Annotated in this window: 14 protein-coding genes and 1 pseudogene; 9 read left to right on the top strand and 6 right to left on the bottom strand. The window is 67.0% G+C overall.

The window, feature by feature from the left end:
- Positions 1-17 precede the first annotated feature (17 nt).
- From Z052_RS18005 to Z052_RS17995, 3 genes and pseudogenes are all read left to right on the top strand, one after another.
- Positions 18-455: pseudogene (locus Z052_RS18005) on the top strand (transposase); the annotation flags it as partial.
- A gap of 197 nt (positions 456-652) precedes the next feature.
- Positions 653-3,811, top strand: coding sequence for an oligosaccharyl transferase, archaeosortase A system-associated (locus Z052_RS18000; protein ID WP_094521231.1), 3,159 nt, complete (start codon positions 653-655; stop codon positions 3,809-3,811).
- A 43-nt stretch (positions 3,812-3,854) separates the two neighbouring features.
- On the top strand, positions 3,855-4,799 hold the full coding sequence (locus Z052_RS17995) for a DUF368 domain-containing protein (protein WP_094521233.1): 945 nt from the start codon (positions 3,855-3,857) through the stop codon (positions 4,797-4,799).
- Positions 4,800-4,952: 153 nt separating this feature from the next.
- On the opposite strand, the gene Z052_RS17990 is transcribed toward Z052_RS17995, so the two are convergent.
- Complete coding sequence (locus Z052_RS17990) at positions 4,953-5,396, bottom strand: PIN domain-containing protein (protein ID WP_241898008.1); 444 nt, start codon at positions 5,394-5,396, stop codon at positions 4,953-4,955.
- Between the two features lie 421 nt (positions 5,397-5,817).
- Between Z052_RS17990 and Z052_RS17985 the strand changes: the two genes are divergently transcribed.
- Positions 5,818-7,110 (top strand): RNA-guided endonuclease TnpB family protein, encoded by a 1,293-nt coding sequence (locus Z052_RS17985; protein WP_094521234.1) that lies wholly within the window; start codon positions 5,818-5,820, stop codon positions 7,108-7,110.
- Here the strand turns inward: Z052_RS17985 and Z052_RS17980 are convergent.
- Entirely contained in the window at positions 7,050-7,367 is a 318-nt protein-coding gene (locus Z052_RS17980) for an AbrB/MazE/SpoVT family DNA-binding domain-containing protein (RefSeq protein ID WP_094521236.1), read from the bottom strand. The genes Z052_RS17985 and Z052_RS17980 overlap by 61 nt on opposite strands.
- A gap of 178 nt (positions 7,368-7,545) precedes the next feature.
- On the opposite strand from Z052_RS17980, the gene Z052_RS17975 reads away from it, so the two are divergent.
- From Z052_RS17975 to Z052_RS17960, 4 genes are all read left to right on the top strand, one after another.
- Positions 7,546-8,106, top strand: a complete 561-nt coding sequence (locus Z052_RS17975; RefSeq protein WP_094494305.1) for a thioredoxin family protein — start codon at positions 7,546-7,548, stop codon at positions 8,104-8,106.
- A gap of 96 nt (positions 8,107-8,202) precedes the next feature.
- Positions 8,203-8,898: a hypothetical protein gene (locus tag Z052_RS17970; RefSeq protein WP_094494315.1), complete on the top strand. Its 696-nt coding sequence runs from the start codon at positions 8,203-8,205 to the stop codon at positions 8,896-8,898.
- 66 nt (positions 8,899-8,964) lie between these two features.
- Positions 8,965-9,381: a hypothetical protein gene (locus Z052_RS17965; protein WP_049929741.1), complete on the top strand. Its 417-nt coding sequence runs from the start codon at positions 8,965-8,967 to the stop codon at positions 9,379-9,381.
- Positions 9,382-9,427: 46 nt separating this feature from the next.
- Positions 9,428-9,754: a hypothetical protein gene (locus Z052_RS17960; RefSeq protein WP_094494306.1), complete on the top strand. Its 327-nt coding sequence runs from the start codon at positions 9,428-9,430 to the stop codon at positions 9,752-9,754.
- A 37-nt stretch (positions 9,755-9,791) separates the two neighbouring features.
- On the opposite strand, the gene Z052_RS17955 is transcribed toward Z052_RS17960, so the two are convergent.
- Positions 9,792-10,106: a PRC-barrel domain-containing protein gene (locus Z052_RS17955; RefSeq protein WP_049929743.1), complete on the bottom strand. Its 315-nt coding sequence runs from the start codon at positions 10,104-10,106 to the stop codon at positions 9,792-9,794.
- Positions 10,107-10,253: 147 nt separating this feature from the next.
- Between Z052_RS17955 and Z052_RS17950 the strand changes: the two genes are divergently transcribed.
- Positions 10,254-13,331, top strand: coding sequence for an FAD-binding and (Fe-S)-binding domain-containing protein (locus Z052_RS17950; RefSeq protein WP_094521238.1), 3,078 nt, complete (start codon positions 10,254-10,256; stop codon positions 13,329-13,331).
- Between the two features lie 88 nt (positions 13,332-13,419).
- Here Z052_RS17950 and Z052_RS17945 read toward each other — a convergent pair whose 3' ends face one another.
- From Z052_RS17945 to Z052_RS17935, 3 genes are all read right to left on the bottom strand, one after another.
- The gene (locus Z052_RS17945) at positions 13,420-13,722 is read right to left on the bottom strand and encodes a hypothetical protein (protein ID WP_094521240.1); all 303 of its coding nucleotides are present in this window, start codon (positions 13,720-13,722) and stop codon (positions 13,420-13,422) included.
- Positions 13,723-13,796: 74 nt separating this feature from the next.
- Positions 13,797-14,729 carry a hypothetical protein gene (locus tag Z052_RS17940; protein WP_094521241.1) on the bottom strand — a complete coding sequence of 311 codons (933 nt, stop codon included), beginning with the start codon at positions 14,727-14,729 and terminating at the stop codon, positions 13,797-13,799.
- Complete coding sequence (locus Z052_RS17935; RefSeq protein WP_094521243.1) at positions 14,726-15,187, bottom strand: hypothetical protein; 462 nt, start codon at positions 15,185-15,187, stop codon at positions 14,726-14,728. The genes Z052_RS17940 and Z052_RS17935 overlap by 4 nt, the downstream gene beginning before the upstream one ends.
- Positions 15,188-15,259 lie beyond the last annotated feature (72 nt).

Here is a 15,259-nt window from a genome sequence, read left to right as displayed (position 1 = left end):
TATTTAGCTGACAGTATTACACGTTCGAGGCGGTCAAAACCACGCTGCTCATCGATTGTGAAACGAGTGCGATTCTAGACATACACTGTTCGATGAAACAACCGCACGATACACAGGTCGGTTTACAGGTTTTGGTGCGGAATATCGACGATCTGACGGCTGTAGCGGCTGATAAAGGATACGACTGGGAAACACTTCGGACGAGGTTGCGTGCTGAAAGTATCATACCGCTGATTCCGCAACGCGGCCCCAGTTTCCGAGCATGGGCGAGAAACTTACTTATCCACGACCGGGCGTATAATCAGCGTTCGAACACTGAGTCGGTGTTTTTCGGCTTACGGCAGCGATACGGTGAAACGCTGTGGTCGAGAACGTGGTTCGGTCAATTCCGCGAACTTGTCATGAAATCAGCGGTGCGAAACGTTGAACGCGCGATCGAGGGGGCATACCGCTGAACGCTGGCGTCTAAACAAGGCCCATAGGAGTGAGTGTGTGATGCGTGGCAATCATCGGATGTCCTATCGGTTGGTTTTGAAGTATGAGTCCTAATTTACCATACCAGTGATAAAATATACGATGAGGAAATTAATCTCATCAGTTAGCCGTAGGGATATGACAAGGCTTATGCGCGTTTTGACAGTCCTATGGGATAATGAGCGATTCGAACGATCCGCCGGACGAATCGGACTCGTCCCCGTCCGATCTCCTCGCGCGGTGGTACCACGTTCCCGTCCTCTTGGGTGTGGTCGCGTTCATGTTGTGGACGCGGTTGCGCTCGTACGGGAACTTCATTCAAAACGGAGAGGTGTACTTCCGCGGCAACGACGCGTGGTATCACCTCCGCACGACGAGTTACCTCCTCGAAAACTGGCCAAACACGCTCCCATACGACGTCTGGACCGGCTTCCCGTTCGGGAACAACGCTGGCCAGTTCGGCACACTCTGGGACCACATCATGGTCGTCGGAATCTGGATTGCCCGACCGATCATGGGCAGCACCGAGGAAGTCATGCTCGTGATGGCGCCGATCACCGGCGCGCTCGTCGCGGTGCCGACGTACTTCATCGCACGTCGGTTCGTCGACCGCGTCCCGGCACTTGTCGGCGCGGCGACACTGGCGCTGTTCTCCGGGACCTTCCTCCGGTACACCCTCGTGGGCTTTCCCGATCACAGCGCGGCCGAGGTCTTCTTCCAGAGCACCGCTATCCTAGCGTTTCTCGTCGCGCTCGGCGCCGCCGAGCGCGAGAAGCCGGTGTGGGAGCTCGTGGTCGATCAGGACTGGGACGCGCTCCGTAAACCGATCGCCTACGCTGCCGCGGCCGGCGTCGCGCTCGGACTTTACATGTGGACGTGGCAGCCAGGTATCCTGATGGTCGGATTCACGGGGATCTTCCTCGCGGTCAAACTCACAAGCGACACCTACCACGGCAAAAGTCCCGAGCCGGTCGCGTTCGCCGGCGCGGTCGCGATGAGTCTCGCTGGGCTGATGCAGGTGATCCCGCTTGACACGTTCCGGTTCGCACCGAGCGAGTACTCGCTACTTCAGATCGTCGTGCCTTTCACCGTCGCGCTCGGCGCCGTCTTCCTCGCATGGCTCGCCCGCCAGTGGGAGGCGCGCGATCTCGGAACCGACACCTATCCCGCGGCCGTCGGCGGCCTCATCCTCGCGTCCGCAGGTATCGTCTGGCTCGCGATCCCGTCGCTGTGGTCGACGATCATCGGAAACCTCCTCAACACCGTCGCCTTCTCCGCGAGCGCCGGAGCTCGCACGATCGGCGAGGCCCAACCGCCCCTCCAGGGCGCCTCCTTCTCGAACTTCGTCCTCTCGCAGTACGGCCTCGCCTTCTTCCTCGCCCTTGCCGCAGTCCTCTACATCGTCGCGCGGCCGTTGTACCGCTCTGACGACACGAACCACACGCTATACATCCCGGCCGCGCTCGCGGTTATCGGCTCCGTCTACGCCGTCCCGCAGGCGTACAGCGCGATCGGCGGCGTCGTCGGCGTCGACTGGCAGGTGATCGGTCTCCTCATCGCCGCCGCCTTCCTCGTCGGTGCGACGCTGCTCGTCGAGTACGACGCCGAGGAACTGTACCTCGTCGTGTGGGCGGCGTTCATCGGCAGCGCCGCGTTCACCCAAGTCCGCTTCAACTACTACTTCGCCGTCGTCGTTGCGGTCGGCACGGCGTACTTCATCCAGGTCGCGCTCGACGCGCTCGAACTCACCTCCTTCGACGCCCTCCGCGACATCGAGGGATGGCAGGTGCTGACGGCGGTCGCGGTGTTCGCTGTCCTCCTCCTCCCGCTCCTCTTCCCGGCCGCCGGCGCCGCCCCGGTCTGGGTGGAGGGCAACTCGAGCAGTCCCGGCAGCGTCGTCCAGTGGGACGAGAGCCTCCAGTGGATGAACGACGAGACGCCCCAGCCGGGCGAACTCGAGGGCGCCGACGACCCCATGGAGCTGTACGGCACCTACGAGCGGCCGGCCGACGGCGACTTCGAGTACCCCGAGGGCGCGTACGGCGTCCAGTCGTGGTGGGACTACGGCCACTGGATCACCACGCGGGCCGAGCGGATCCCGAACGCCAACCCGTTCCAGCAGAACGCGGGCGAGGCGGCCGACTACCTGCTCGCACCGAGCGAGGAGGAGGCCGCGGAGGTGCTCGCGAGCCAGAGCACCGAGGGCAACGAGACCCGCTACGTGATGGTCGACTGGCAGATGGCGTCGCCGAACTCCAAGTTCAACGCGCCGGTCACCTTCTACTCGGGGAACGAGACGGTCAACGACTTCAACGAGCTACTCTACGAGCGGGTCCAAGGGCAGAACGGGCAGCAGGGAGGACTCCGGCCGGCCCTCCAGACGCGCACCCAGCGCTACCACGAGAGCCAGATGATCCGGCTCTACCAGCACTACGGGAGCGCGGTCGAGCCGGACCCGGTCGTCCTCGACTGGGAGCCGCAGACGGCACAGACCCAGTCCGGCGAGCAGGTCGATATCAAGGTCCTGCCGAGCGAAGGACAGCCGGTCCAGCGGTTCGATAACCTCTCTGCCGCGCGGTCATACGTCGAGGAAGACGGCTCGGCGCAGATCGGCGGCGTGATGGGCGTCCCGACGGACCGCATCGACGCACTCGAACACTACCGGTTGGTCCACGCCACGCAGGCGCCGGGTCGGTCTCCGTACGCCCAGCAGGCGCAGATACTCGCCCAGCGGTTCGGCGTCGACCTCCGGGCGACGTTCGGTCAGTCGCTGTTCGGCGCGTTCAGCGACGACTTCGTCAAGACGTTCGAGCGGGTGCCGGGCGCGACCGTCGAGGGATCGGGCGCTGCCCCCGGTCAGGAGGTCGAGGCGACGGTCGAACTCGAGAAGCCGAACGGACAGACGTTCGAGTACACGCAGTACGCGACCGCGGACGACGACGGGAACTTCGAGTTCACGCTCCCGTACTCGACGACGGGGTACGACGAGTTCGGCCCCGAGAACGGGTACACGAACACGAGCGTCCGCGCGACCGGCCCGTACAATGTCACCACCGAGCGAACGACCGGCGACGACCTCTACACTACACAGCGCGTCGGCCAAGTCGAGGTGACCGAGGGCCAAGTCGTCGGCGCCGACGACGCCGCAGCCACCGTCGAACTCGAAGAGCAAATCGTGGACTGTCCGAGCGGCGACGCCGACTGCCCGGTCGGCGGCGGGAGTGACGGCGGCGGCTCGACGAACTCGACCGACGCGGGATCCCCGCTCGGCGCCGAGCCGACCGCGGCGACGACCGCGAGCGGACTGGTCGCCCCCACCGAGCCCGCGGCCGCCTGATCTCGGGTCTTTCATTACGGACGCTCCGCTTTTTATCGTACGAATGGCCGGACTCCGCGACTGGGCGACGCTGTATCTGAAGGGCGTGGCGATGGGCAGCGCCGACGCCGTCCCGGGCGTCTCCGGCGGCACCATCGCCCTGATCGTCGGGATCTACGAGCGCCTGATCGCGGCGGTCACCGCGGTCGACCCCGAGCGGGCGCGCCGCGTGCTCGCGGGCGTGCGGCCCGGACGCCGCGCCGACGCTCGGGCCGCGTTCCGGGAGGTCGACGGCGCCTTCCTCCTCGTGCTGGGGGGTGGGATCGGGACCGCGGTCGTGACCGTGTTGAGCGCGGTGAACCGCCTGCTCGCCACGCAACCGGTGGCGACGTACGGCTTCTTCTTCGGGCTGATCGCGGCGAGCGCCGCGGTGTTGCTCGGCGATGTCAACCTCTCGACGCCGCGCCGGAAGTCCGCCGCAGTCGCCGGGTTCGCGCTCGCGTTCCTCGCGTCGGGCGTCGCCGCGACCGCGCTCGGGAGCTCGCTGCCGGTCGTCTTCGTCGCCGGGGCGGTCGCGGTCAGCGCGATGGTGCTGCCGGGGATCTCGGGTTCGCTGCTGCTTATCGTCCTCGGCCAGTACGAGTACATGTCCGGCGTCGTGTCTCGATTCGTCGACGGCGCGGGCGCGCTCGCGCTCGGAAACGGGGGAGACGCGCTCGTCGAGACGCTGCCGCCGGTGGCGGCGTTCCTGCTCGGCGGCGTCGGCGGGCTCTTCACGATCGCACACGCCGTCCGATACGCGCTGGCCCGGGCGCGGGCCGCGACGCTCGCCTTCCTCGTGAGCCTGATCGTCGGGGCGCTGCGCGCGCCGCTCGTGGAGGTGTCCGCCCGGCTGGCCGAGAGCGGCGAGTCGTGGCGGGCGGCGGCCCCGCGGTTCGCGCTGGCGGCGCTCGTCGGTGCCGGGCTCGTGGCCGTTCTGAATCGTTACTCCGCGGCGATCGAGTACTGAGCGGCGGGTCCGGTCGCGGCCAAGAAGGGAAAGCGGGTCACAGCTAGTCTGCCGTCACCAACCACCCCCAAATGGGTGGCCTTGTCGGTGGCCCCGGTTCTGGCCGACCTTACAGAGAACAGAGGAGAGAGCCCACAACAGTCGTGGAGGAAGTCAAGCTGGTTCGGTCCAGAACCGAGTGATCGGAACACCGATGACATCGTCGTAGCCGTCGTCGGCACCGACCAACAGCACCCCGCTGACGTGGGCTGCTGTCCCGAGCGCAAAAGCATCACCGAGTGCTGGCGAGTAGCGGAATTTGAAGTCGGCTGCTCGCGCCCATGTCTGTTCGGTGTCGATGCGACGGATGCCACTTTCCTCGAGGACGTCGACGACGGCATCAGCCCGGTCCTCGCCGTCGATTGCCCGCACGATATAGTGGACATCGGCAAGATTGATCGCCGAGATGTAACCGTCTGCTGCGCCTTCAATGGCGTCAACGTACGTCTCGACGGTGTCGCTCCCTGGTTCGTTACAAAAATACGCGATTAGTGGTTCAGCGTCGAAGACGATCGTTTCGGGAATCTCAGCGCAGTCCGTCGTCACCCTCGTCGTCACCGGCGTAGCGCTGTCGCAACTCTTCTTCACAGTAGTAGCAAGGCGGATGCCCACGGCTTCAGCCCTGTCTCTTACCCACAAGTTCACCGAGTCCCAAACAAACGTTTCAGACGCTGTCGAACCATATCTATTCTCGGAAGATCGAGGTGAGGAGTGATTCGGACGGTGATATCGACAGTGGGGGTTGCTGAATGTGGTAAGCGAGATCAGCAAAATCGTCCCATAGAAGTGTTAAATCTGTAGATATCGAGGCTTCGGTCGGATTTATTGACCGCAACAACGACTCGATTTGTGGGTAAGAGACAGGGCTTTAGCCGTGGGAGGAAGCCGACAAACAGAGCACCAAACCACACTGCGATCGCTCTACTGACTCCCCATCAATAGTAAACTATAATAAAAATTGGATACTACTGTGAGATACATGGCGTGGGACGTAACTCGAACGGTTCAGATCCGGCTTGACGTTCCTGACGACCGCAAGAGTGACCTCCACGCCACCAACCAGCAGTTCCAATACTGCGCGAATCGAACCGCTGAGTGGGCATGGCGATACCCACACGGCGACTGCGTAACCAGCAAATCCGAAGCTGAACAAGCCATCTACGACGAGTTGCGGGAAGCGACCGACTACCTTCACGCCAATCTCGTTCAGAAAGCAATCAAGCGAGCAACCAAGGACATCGGTAACTGTGTTGATCGGCTTAGTGATGGGGAGAAAACAAGCCAACCCCACTACGATACATTCAGCATCGTGTACGACAAGCGAGCGGCTACATTCTACCGTGACAAGGTGAGTCTTGCCACTGTCAACGGGCGGGTTGAGTGTGAGTACGACCTACCGGAGCATCCTGAACAAACGCCGCACGGTGAGTACCTGTTGAACGACGACTACTCCTTTTCGACCAGCACTGTCCACTACGACAACGAAACCGACGAGTTCTATCTACACGCCGCGATGGAACGGACAATCGACGCTGACAGTCCTGAGAAAGCTGAGGATTCGAAAGTCCTTGGCGTGGACTGTAACGTTGACGACCACATCGCTGTGACCTCAACAGGCCGGTTCGTCGGGAACGCTGACCTGCTTAATCATGAACGCCGGGAGTTTGAGAAACGCCGTGGCGACCTGCTACAGACCGGCACCCGGAGCGCACACCTGACGTTTCAGCGAATCGGTGATCGTTTCGGGCGGTGGAGCGAAGATTACATCCACCGCTGCTCGAAAGCGATTGTTGCGGAAGCACAGCGGCACGACTGTACGCATATCGCATTCGAGGACTTGGGGCAAATCCGCGAGCGGATCAGCGATGGCAAGAAATTCCAACAGTGGGCCTTCGGAGAGTTGCAAGAGCAGGTCGAGAACAAGGCTGAGATGACCGGAATCGTCGTCTCGAAGGTTGAACCAGCCTACACCAGCCAGCAGTGTTCGCAGTGCGGGTGTACGCTTGAGGAGAACCGCAATGGGCAGAATTTCGCCTGTTTGGATTGTTCGTATGCCGTGAATGCCGACTATAACGCGGCGAAGAACGTCGCCCGGAAGTTAGCGTTACAACTCCAGCGAGGGCAGAAGTCCCCCGCTGGAGGAGCGTTCTGTCAGTACGCTCTGAAGTCAGGGACGTTGATCGTGAACGCTACTGGAGTGGCGTCCGACCACTATTGGTCGGCAGAACGGGAGTCCACTGACAAGCCCATCGCTTCAGCGATGGGTAGCTGACTGGCTTTGTCCGCTGTACGTTCTTCTTGGAGGCGCTCGGTTGCTGACCGCCCCTGCTCGTCGGTTTTCCCTTCCAAAACCCCACGCAGGTCTGTAACCGAGTGGATGGGGCGAACAACGATATCACCCTCTTCAGTCCGAATGAATTTCACACGGCCAGGCGTGTCGATACCCAACTCCTCCCGGAACTGCTTCGGGATTGTGGCTTGCCCGCGCGACGATACGGACACCACCTTTTCAGACTCTACGTCACTCATACTATTCTCTATTATTACTTTTGTTTATTCATAAAAAAGATCAGCGTTGAGTTGGGTAGTTAATAGATCAGATCGGACATTGACTCGCCGGTCTCGAGTGTGCGGCCCGTCGTGGACCCTGACTCGACACCTAGAGTAGCTCGCAACGCCTTTTCGGCTCCCGCTCGTACGCTCGGATATGGTCCAGATGGAATCCGACTCGGAACTCGACCGCGACGACGCCGCGCCCGACTTCGAACTGCCCGGCGCGGACGGCGAAACCCACGCGCGCGACGACTTCGAGACGGACGCGCTACTCGTCGTCTTTACGTGTAACCACTGCCCGTACGCGAAGGCGAAGATCGACCTGCTGAACGAGCTTGCGGCCGAGTACGACGATCTCGCGGTCGTCGGGATCAACCCCAACGACGCCGACGCATACCCGGAGGACTCCTTCGAGGCGATGCGCGAGGCCGTCGCCGACGGCACCGTCGCGTACGACGCGTACCTTCGCGACGAGACCGGCGAGGTCGCGGCCGCCTACGACGCCGTCTGTACGCCCGACCCGTTCCTCTTCGGCCGCGAGGACGGCGAGTGGCGGCTGCGCTACCACGGCCGGCTCGACGACGCGCTCAACCCCGACGACGAGCCGACAGAGTTCTACATCCGCGACGCAGTCGACGCCGTCCTCGCGGGTGAGGACGTCGAGATTCCGGACCGGCCCTCGCGCGGCTGCTCCATCAAGTGGCCCGGCGAGTAGCGGACGGTAGTGAGCGACCGACGCCCTCCCGAAGTCGGAACGCCGCACTAACAGAGACGACTTAACAAGGGACCGGGTCGAACGGGTGGTATGAGCATGAAAGGCGACGAGCCGGACCTCCACGAGATCGACCGGTACGACGGCGGCGTCGGCTGGATCGCGTACCCCGACGAGACGATGGAGCGCGCGAGCCACGCGTTCGCGGTCGAGAACGAGGAGGCGGACGCGGACGACGTGTGGGTCGTCGACCCGGTCGACGCGCCCGGTGTCGACGACCTCCTCGACGGGCTTGGCTCCGTCGCCGGCGTCGTGGTCGGACTGGACCGCCACGTGCGCGACAGCGGCGAACTCGCCGCCCGCCACGACGCCCCGGTGTACGTCCCCGAGTGGATGACCGGCGTCACCGAGGATCTCGGCCCCGATGTCGACGTCGAGCGGTTCGGGTCGCGGCTCGCGGACACCGGCTTCGAGGCGATCCGGATCCGCGACTCGTCGGTGCCGCCGTGGCAGGAGGTCGGGCTCTTCGACGGCGAGACGCTGATCGTCCCGGAGTCGCTCGGGTCCGCGTCGTACTTCCGCGGCGACCGCGAGCGCCTCGGCGTCCACCCGATGCTGCGGCTCACCCCACCGACGAGCGCGCTCTCCGGGCTCGACCCCGAGCGCGTGCTCGTCGGTCACGGCGTCGGCGTCCACGAGCGAGCCGCGGTCGCCGTCGAGGACGCCATCTCGGACTCGCGGCGCAAGGCGCCCGGGCTGTACGCGAAGACGCTCGCGTCCGCGCTGCCGTTCTGAACGCGACCGAGCGGGACGACCCGTGCGTGTCCTTTTGCCAATCCGTCCCATAGCGGAGGTCGAACAGTGATCTACGTCACCCGCGACCTACTGGCCGTACTCCGCGAGCGCGCCGCGAGCGAGGACCCAGACGGTGTGAACGTCCGGCTCTCCGCGACGCCGGCCGGCGAGTTCGAGGCCGACATCGGGCTCGACCCGGAGACGCCGGTGGTGACTCACTTCACACTGCCGTCGGTCGGGAATTCGGTCAACTCCGTGTTCGGCGTCGACCTCGGCACGCCGGCCGGCGAGGGGGGCGCGCGGTTCCTCTCGCACCCGGACGGGTTCCTCGGGGTGTCGCGCACCGACGACCTCGCGGCCGTGGTGATCGTCGCCGTCCCGCCGTACGACGGCGACTCTGTCGCGGCCTTCGACCGCTCCGGAACGGGAGTCGAACTGGCGGTCGTCGACGCCGCTCCGCCGAGCGAATCCGTGCCGGAGTGAGCGGAGAACAGGGGTTTCAAGCCGTCGGAGGGAATACCCCGGCGTAATGGCAGCACGGCCACCCGGCGGCGGCGACACGAAAGAGCCCGAGGCTATCGAGTTCGGTATCGCCGCGCTCGACGCCCGGCTCGACGAGGCGGACGTGTCGTTCCCCGCGACGACCGCGGAGCTCCGCGACGCGCTGGGCGATCAGGAGGTTCCCTACGACGCGCAGGGGCGCTCCCTCGCGCTCGCGGACGCGCTCGACCGCGTGCCGAAAGAGAAGTTCGAGAACGAGACCGAGTTCCTCGACGCCCTGTACCCGGTGTTCGACGAGGCACGCCGCGAGGAGCGCGGCGTGATCGCCAGCCTCCGCGACGCGTTGCCGTTCTGAGCGGGAGCCAAGGGGGTCTGGGAGCGGCCGGCCGCGCCTAGCGCGCCTCCGAGCGCGCCTCGACCTCCGGCGCCTCCTCGTCGGGCTCGCCGGCGTCGTATCGTTCGATGACGTCGTTGATTAGGACGACGTCGCCGACGGCGCGGACCCAGCGGTACGGAACGATGACGCCGGTCGAGCCGCCCACCTGCCCGGCGAACAGCTCGTGGTTGAGTTCGGCGAGCGCGAGTCCGGTCACGGCGCGGGCGTCCAGATCGAGCTGGATGTCCTCGACTTCGCCGACGAAGACGCCGTTGCTCGAGTACACCTCGCGACCGACGAGCGACGTGATCTCCTCGGGGGCTGCGTTCATACTCGGTACGGTCACGAGCGCGCCTATTAAGCGTTCGTTGTCGAACGACGCGCGTCGGACGGTGAGCGCGGGCTGGTCCCGCGGCCCGGGTTCCCGCCGCGCGCCGACGGCAGGAGGTTTTTCATAATTCGACCGTGAGGGATTCGTATGGCGACGAACACCTCGGAGCCGGACCCGACAGATGGCGGGGACTTCGACTACACCGGCGGGACGGTGGAACGGCCGGATCTCGTCGACGCGCTCGATCGCCGAGTGGACGGCGACGTGCGGTTCGACGACTACTCGAAGCGGCTGTACGCGACCGACGCCTCGGCGTACGAGGTCACGCCGATCGGCGTCGTGATCCCGGAGTCGACCGCGGACGTGGCCGCGGTCCACGAGTACTGCTTCGAGGAGGGGATCCCCGTCCTCCCCCGCGGCGGCGGTACCTCGCTCGCCGGCCAGACCGTGAACGAGGCGGTCGTCCTCGACCTGACCGACGAGATGGACGGCGTGCTGTCGACGGACCCCGACGCGGAGACCGCCCGCGTTCAGGCTGGCGCGTACGTGGGCGACCTCAACGCCGCGGTCGAACCGGCCGGGCTGAAGTTCGCACCCGACCCGGCGTGGCGCGACAAGTCCGCGGTCGGCGGGGCGATCGGCAACAACTCCACCGGCGCGCACTCGCTGAAGTACGGCAAGACGGACCACTACGTCGAGGAGTTGGAGGTCGTCCTCGCCGACGGCACTGTGACGACGTTCGGCGAGGTGGCGGTCGAGGAGCTCCGCGAGTCAGCGGACCCCGACGCCGACGGGCTCCTCCCGAGGATCCACGCCGAGGTCGTGCGGATCCTCGACGAGGAGGCGGACGAGATCGACGAGCGCTTCCCGGAGCTGAAGCGGAACGTTTCCGGCTACAACCTCGACCGCCTGCTCGCCGAGTACCGCGGCGAGCACGGCGAGGAGGGCGTCGTCAACCTCGGCCGCCTCATGGCCGGCAGCGAGGGGACGCTCGCGACCGTGACTGAGGCGACCGTCTCGCTCGTCGAGATCCCGGAGACGAAGGCGGTCGCGCTGCTGACCTACGAGGACCTCCTCGACGCGATGGAGGACGTCGCCGCGTGCCTCGAACACGACCCCGCCGCCGTCGAGGTAATGGACGACGTCCTCCTCGGGCTCGCGGCCGACACGCCGGAGTTCGAGGACGTCGTCGGGATGTTACCCGACGGCACCGACTCCGTGCTGCTCATCGAGTTCTACGCCGAGGACGACGCGACGGGAGAACAGAAGGTCGCGGACCTGATCGCGGACCGGGTCGGCGCGGCCGACGGCGCCGCGGGAGCCCGCGTCGAGACGACGACAGACCCGAGCGCGGGCGCCGCAGAGACGACGAGCCACCCTCGCCGCGCAGTCGACGCGCTGGAGGCGCACGACCCGGACGAGCGCGACCGGTTCTGGAAGATGCGGAAGGCGGGGCTACCGATCCTCCTCTCGCGCACCACCGACGAGAAGCACATCTCCTTCATCGAAGACTGCGCCATCCCGCCGGAACACCTCCCGGAGTACACCCGCGAGTTCCAAGAGATTCTGGAGGACAACGACACCTTCGCCACCTTCTACGCGCACGCCGGCCCGGGTGTGTTACACATCCGTCCGCTCATCAACACGAAGGAGGTCGACGACGTGGAGGCGATGCTCGACATCGCCGACCGCGTCACCGACGCGGTGGTCCGACTCGGCGGCTCCGTCTCGGGCGAACACGGCGACGGCCGCGCGCGGACCCAGTGGAACCGGAAGCTGTACGGCGACGACCTCTGGGAGTCGTTCCGCGACCTCAAGACCGCGTTCGATCCCGACTGGCTGCTCAACCCGGGCAACGTCTGCGGCGACGTCGACATGGGCGAGAACCTCCGGTTCGACGCCGACTACGAGTACGACGCCGGGTTCGACCCCGCGATGGAGTGGGCGGTCGACAACGGGATGCAGGGGATGGTGGAGCTCTGCCACGGCTGCGGCGGTTGCCGCGGCCCGCAGGAGACCACCGGCGGCGTGATGTGTCCCACTTACCGCGCCTCCGAGGAAGAGGTCCAGTCGACCCGCGGGCGGGCGAACATGCTCCGCGGGGCCATCTCCGGCGAGCTCCCGGACGACCCGACGGACGACGAGTTCGTCACCGAGGTGATGGACCTCTGCGTCGGCTGTAAGGGGTGTAAGGTGGACTGCCCGAGCGGCGTCGACATGGCGAAGCTGAAGGCGGAGGTCGAGCACGCCCACCACGAGGAGCACGGGATCGATCTGCGGACGCGGCTGCTCGGACGCTTCGAGTCGCTCGCGCCGCTCGCCTCGAAGCTCGCGCCGCTCTCGAACCTCCCGAACAAGATCCCAGGGAGCGGGCTCATCGCGGAGATGGCGCTCGGGATCGCGAGGGAGCGGGACCTCCCCGAGTTCCGCTCTGAGACCCTCGTCGACTGGTTCGAAGCCCGCGGCGGCGCGGGCGTCTCGCGCGAGGAGGCCGACCGCGACGTGCTGCTGTTCCCCGACGTGTACACGACCTACACGAACCCCGGCGCGGGGAAGGCCGCGGTGCGCGTGTTGGAGGCCGCGAACTGCCACGTCGAGATCCCGGACGTCGACGGGAGCGGGCGGCCGCCACACTCGAAGGGGATGCTCGACGTGTCGCGCGCGACGGCGAGGGACGCCGTGGAGACGCTCGCCCCCCGGGTCCGGGATGACTGGGAGGTGGTCGTCGTCGAACCGTCCGACGCCGTGATGCTCCAGTCCGACTACCACGACCTGCTCGACGGCGACGCCAGCGACGTGCCCGACGCGGACGTGGCCGCGGTCTCGGAGAGCGCCTACGGCGTCATGGAGTACGTCGACGCCCGTCGGCTCGACGAGGAGCTCCCGCTCGACGCGCCGACCGAGTCGCTCACCTACCACGGCCACTGCCACCAGAAGGCGACGAAGAAGGACCACCACGCGGTCGGCGTGCTGCGTCGCGCCGGCTACGGCGTCGACCCGCTCGACTCCTCCTGTTGCGGCATGGCCGGCTCGTTCGGCTATGAGGCCGAACACTACTCGATGAGTCAGGCGATCGGTGAGACCCTGTTCGAGCAGGTGGACGCCAGCGACGGCGACGCTCTCGTCGCGCCCGGCACCTCCTGCCGGACGCAGCTGGAGGAGGGTCCCGGCGAGGTGCCCGAGCCGACGCACCCGGTCGAGAAGCTGGCCGCGGCGCTGGCGTAGGCGGTCGGGGCGCCCCCGACGAGCAGGAGGGCGTCCCGTCCGCGGGACCGCGCGGTCCGGCTCGGCCGAACCGGCTGGTCACGCGGGATCACTCGTTCCCCTCGATCGGTCGTCGGCACTCCCGACACTCCGTCTCGCCGGCGACCGCGACGGTCCCACAGGTCGGACAGCGCCTGTCGTCGACGCCCGACGTCGCGGCCGCGAGGACGTCCGCGGCCGCGGGCCGCGGCCGCTCGACCGCCTCGCGCGCGGCGAGCCGTTCGATCAGCGCGTCGTCGCGGAGCCACTCCAGGAGCCGCCAGAGTCCGAGGTACAGGAGCGTCGGACCCGCGACCGCGACCGCGGCGACCGCGAGGCGCCACCCGAGCGCCGCCGCTCCGACCGTGTCCATGGGTATAGTTCGCACGGGAAGAACGTATGCGTGTCGCCGCCCGGTCGCCGCGCGACCGAGCGCCGCCCGGCCGGTCACCGCTCCGTGAACACGACGGCGTCGCAGTCGGCGCAGGCCCGGACCGGCCGCTCCGGGTTCCCGCTGACGCCGTTGGGACCGCCACAGCAGTTCCGGAGGGTCGTGTCGCGGATCGGACCGCCGCAGGCCGGACAGGTCTCCAGGAACGCGCGGAGGGGCCGGGCGGCGCTCCGCGCGACCACCGGGTCGACGCCGCGCTCGCGGAGCAGTTCCCCGACGGCCGTCTCCGCGATCGCGATCGGTCGGCTGAGCCACGCGTCGCGCCGCCCGTCGAGGAGGATCCGGCCGTCGTGAACCTCGCCGAAGACGTCTTCGCCCGCGACGGCGGCCGCGCGCTCGGCCAGCTCCTCGTCCGCGGCCCCCCGGAGCGACTCGACCCGCTCGTCGAGGGCGGTCCGGAAGCCCTCGGCGAACCGGAGCGTCCCCTCGTCGTCCACGAGGGCGTCCGCGTCGAGCAGCGCCTCCATCGTCGCCTCCGGGTCCGGGTCGCCTTCGCCGCCGTCCCCCACCCCGTCGGGGTCCGCCGGGTCGACCGCGGGACCGTCGCCCGCCGCGTCCGGGTCGTCGGTCCCACGGTCGACCGCCTCGGAAGCGCCCGCCTCGGAAGCGGCTGCTCCGGAAGCGCCCGCCTCGGCGAGCGACCCCGAGTCGACCCCGTCGTCGTGGTCGGGGCCGAACGCCACGGGGAGCGGCTCGACGAGCCGCGGCGCGAACCGCGGCGTTCCCGGGACGACGTACCCGCGCAGCCGGATCGCAGCCGCGCCGAGCAGCGCGACCGAGACGCCGAGCGCGCGCCGGCGCCGGCCGACGAGGAGCGCGACGACCGCGACGCCGACCGCGTTGACCGCGGTACAGGGCCAGCACCGGTTCTCACCGGTGTGTTCCGGCCGCGAGACCGCGTCGACCGCCTCGCGGAGGTCGTCGATCATCGCTCGACCGCCGGGTGGGTGACCGGCTCGCCGTGGATCGCGTTGTACACCGTCGGAAACGCCGCGACGCCGACCGCCTGGACCGCCGCGCCGGCCGGCGTGACCCACAGCGAGCCGACGACGTCGACCGCGAACACCCCGACCCCGACCGACGCGGTCAGGAAGACGAGGCTGAAGTGGACGGTCCGCAGCGGCAGCGTCACCAGCTCCCCCCGCCTGGGCCAGTCGCCGACGTCGACGACGCCGGCGCGGAGCAGCGCGACCCCGACGCTGCCCGCCGCGAGCGCGAAAAGACCGGCGATCGGGATCGCGTCCGGGTACCGGTTCTGTGACACGAGCGCGACGGCGAAGGCGGGCGTCGACAGCACGGCCAGCTCCGCGCCGCCGAAGAACACCAGTTCGAGCCACTGTACGACGCCGCTCCGGAGCCGACCGACGACCGTTCCGGCGGTTCCCATTGACGAACCGCTCGACGCTCGGGACTCAAAGCCGTTCCGGCGGCCGACGCGACCGCCCCGGCGACTGTCACG

The sequence above is a fragment of the Halorubrum sp. C191 genome, from assembly GCF_002727095.1.
Lineage (GTDB): Archaea > Halobacteriota > Halobacteria > Halobacteriales > Haloferacaceae > Halorubrum > Halorubrum ezzemoulense.
This window is presented reverse-complemented; position numbering and strand designations above follow the sequence as displayed.

What these genes read in the sequence shown, in the direction of transcription:
- Z052_RS17950 (WP_094521238.1), top strand. Translation starts at nt 10,254, where the DNA reads ATGGCGACGAACACCTCGGAGCCGGACCCGACAGATGGCGGGGACTTC.
- Z052_RS17955 (WP_049929743.1), bottom strand. Translation starts at nt 10,106, where the DNA reads ATGAACGCAGCCCCCGAGGAGATCACGTCGCTCGTCGGTCGCGAGGTG.
- Z052_RS17985 (WP_094521234.1), top strand. Translation starts at nt 5,818, where the DNA reads ATGGCGTGGGACGTAACTCGAACGGTTCAGATCCGGCTTGACGTTCCT.
- Z052_RS17940 (WP_094521241.1), bottom strand. Translation starts at nt 14,729, where the DNA reads ATGATCGACGACCTCCGCGAGGCGGTCGACGCGGTCTCGCGGCCGGAA.
- Z052_RS17995 (WP_094521233.1), top strand. Translation starts at nt 3,855, where the DNA reads ATGGCCGGACTCCGCGACTGGGCGACGCTGTATCTGAAGGGCGTGGCG.
- Z052_RS17970 (WP_094494315.1), top strand. Translation starts at nt 8,203, where the DNA reads ATGAAAGGCGACGAGCCGGACCTCCACGAGATCGACCGGTACGACGGC.
- Z052_RS17935 (WP_094521243.1), bottom strand. Translation starts at nt 15,187, where the DNA reads ATGGGAACCGCCGGAACGGTCGTCGGTCGGCTCCGGAGCGGCGTCGTA.
- Z052_RS17960 (WP_094494306.1), top strand. Translation starts at nt 9,428, where the DNA reads ATGGCAGCACGGCCACCCGGCGGCGGCGACACGAAAGAGCCCGAGGCT.
- Z052_RS18000 (WP_094521231.1), top strand. Translation starts at nt 653, where the DNA reads ATGAGCGATTCGAACGATCCGCCGGACGAATCGGACTCGTCCCCGTCC.
- Z052_RS17975 (WP_094494305.1), top strand. Translation starts at nt 7,546, where the DNA reads ATGGTCCAGATGGAATCCGACTCGGAACTCGACCGCGACGACGCCGCG.
- Z052_RS17945 (WP_094521240.1), bottom strand. Translation starts at nt 13,722, where the DNA reads ATGGACACGGTCGGAGCGGCGGCGCTCGGGTGGCGCCTCGCGGTCGCC.
- Z052_RS17980 (WP_094521236.1), bottom strand. Translation starts at nt 7,367, where the DNA reads ATGAGTGACGTAGAGTCTGAAAAGGTGGTGTCCGTATCGTCGCGCGGG.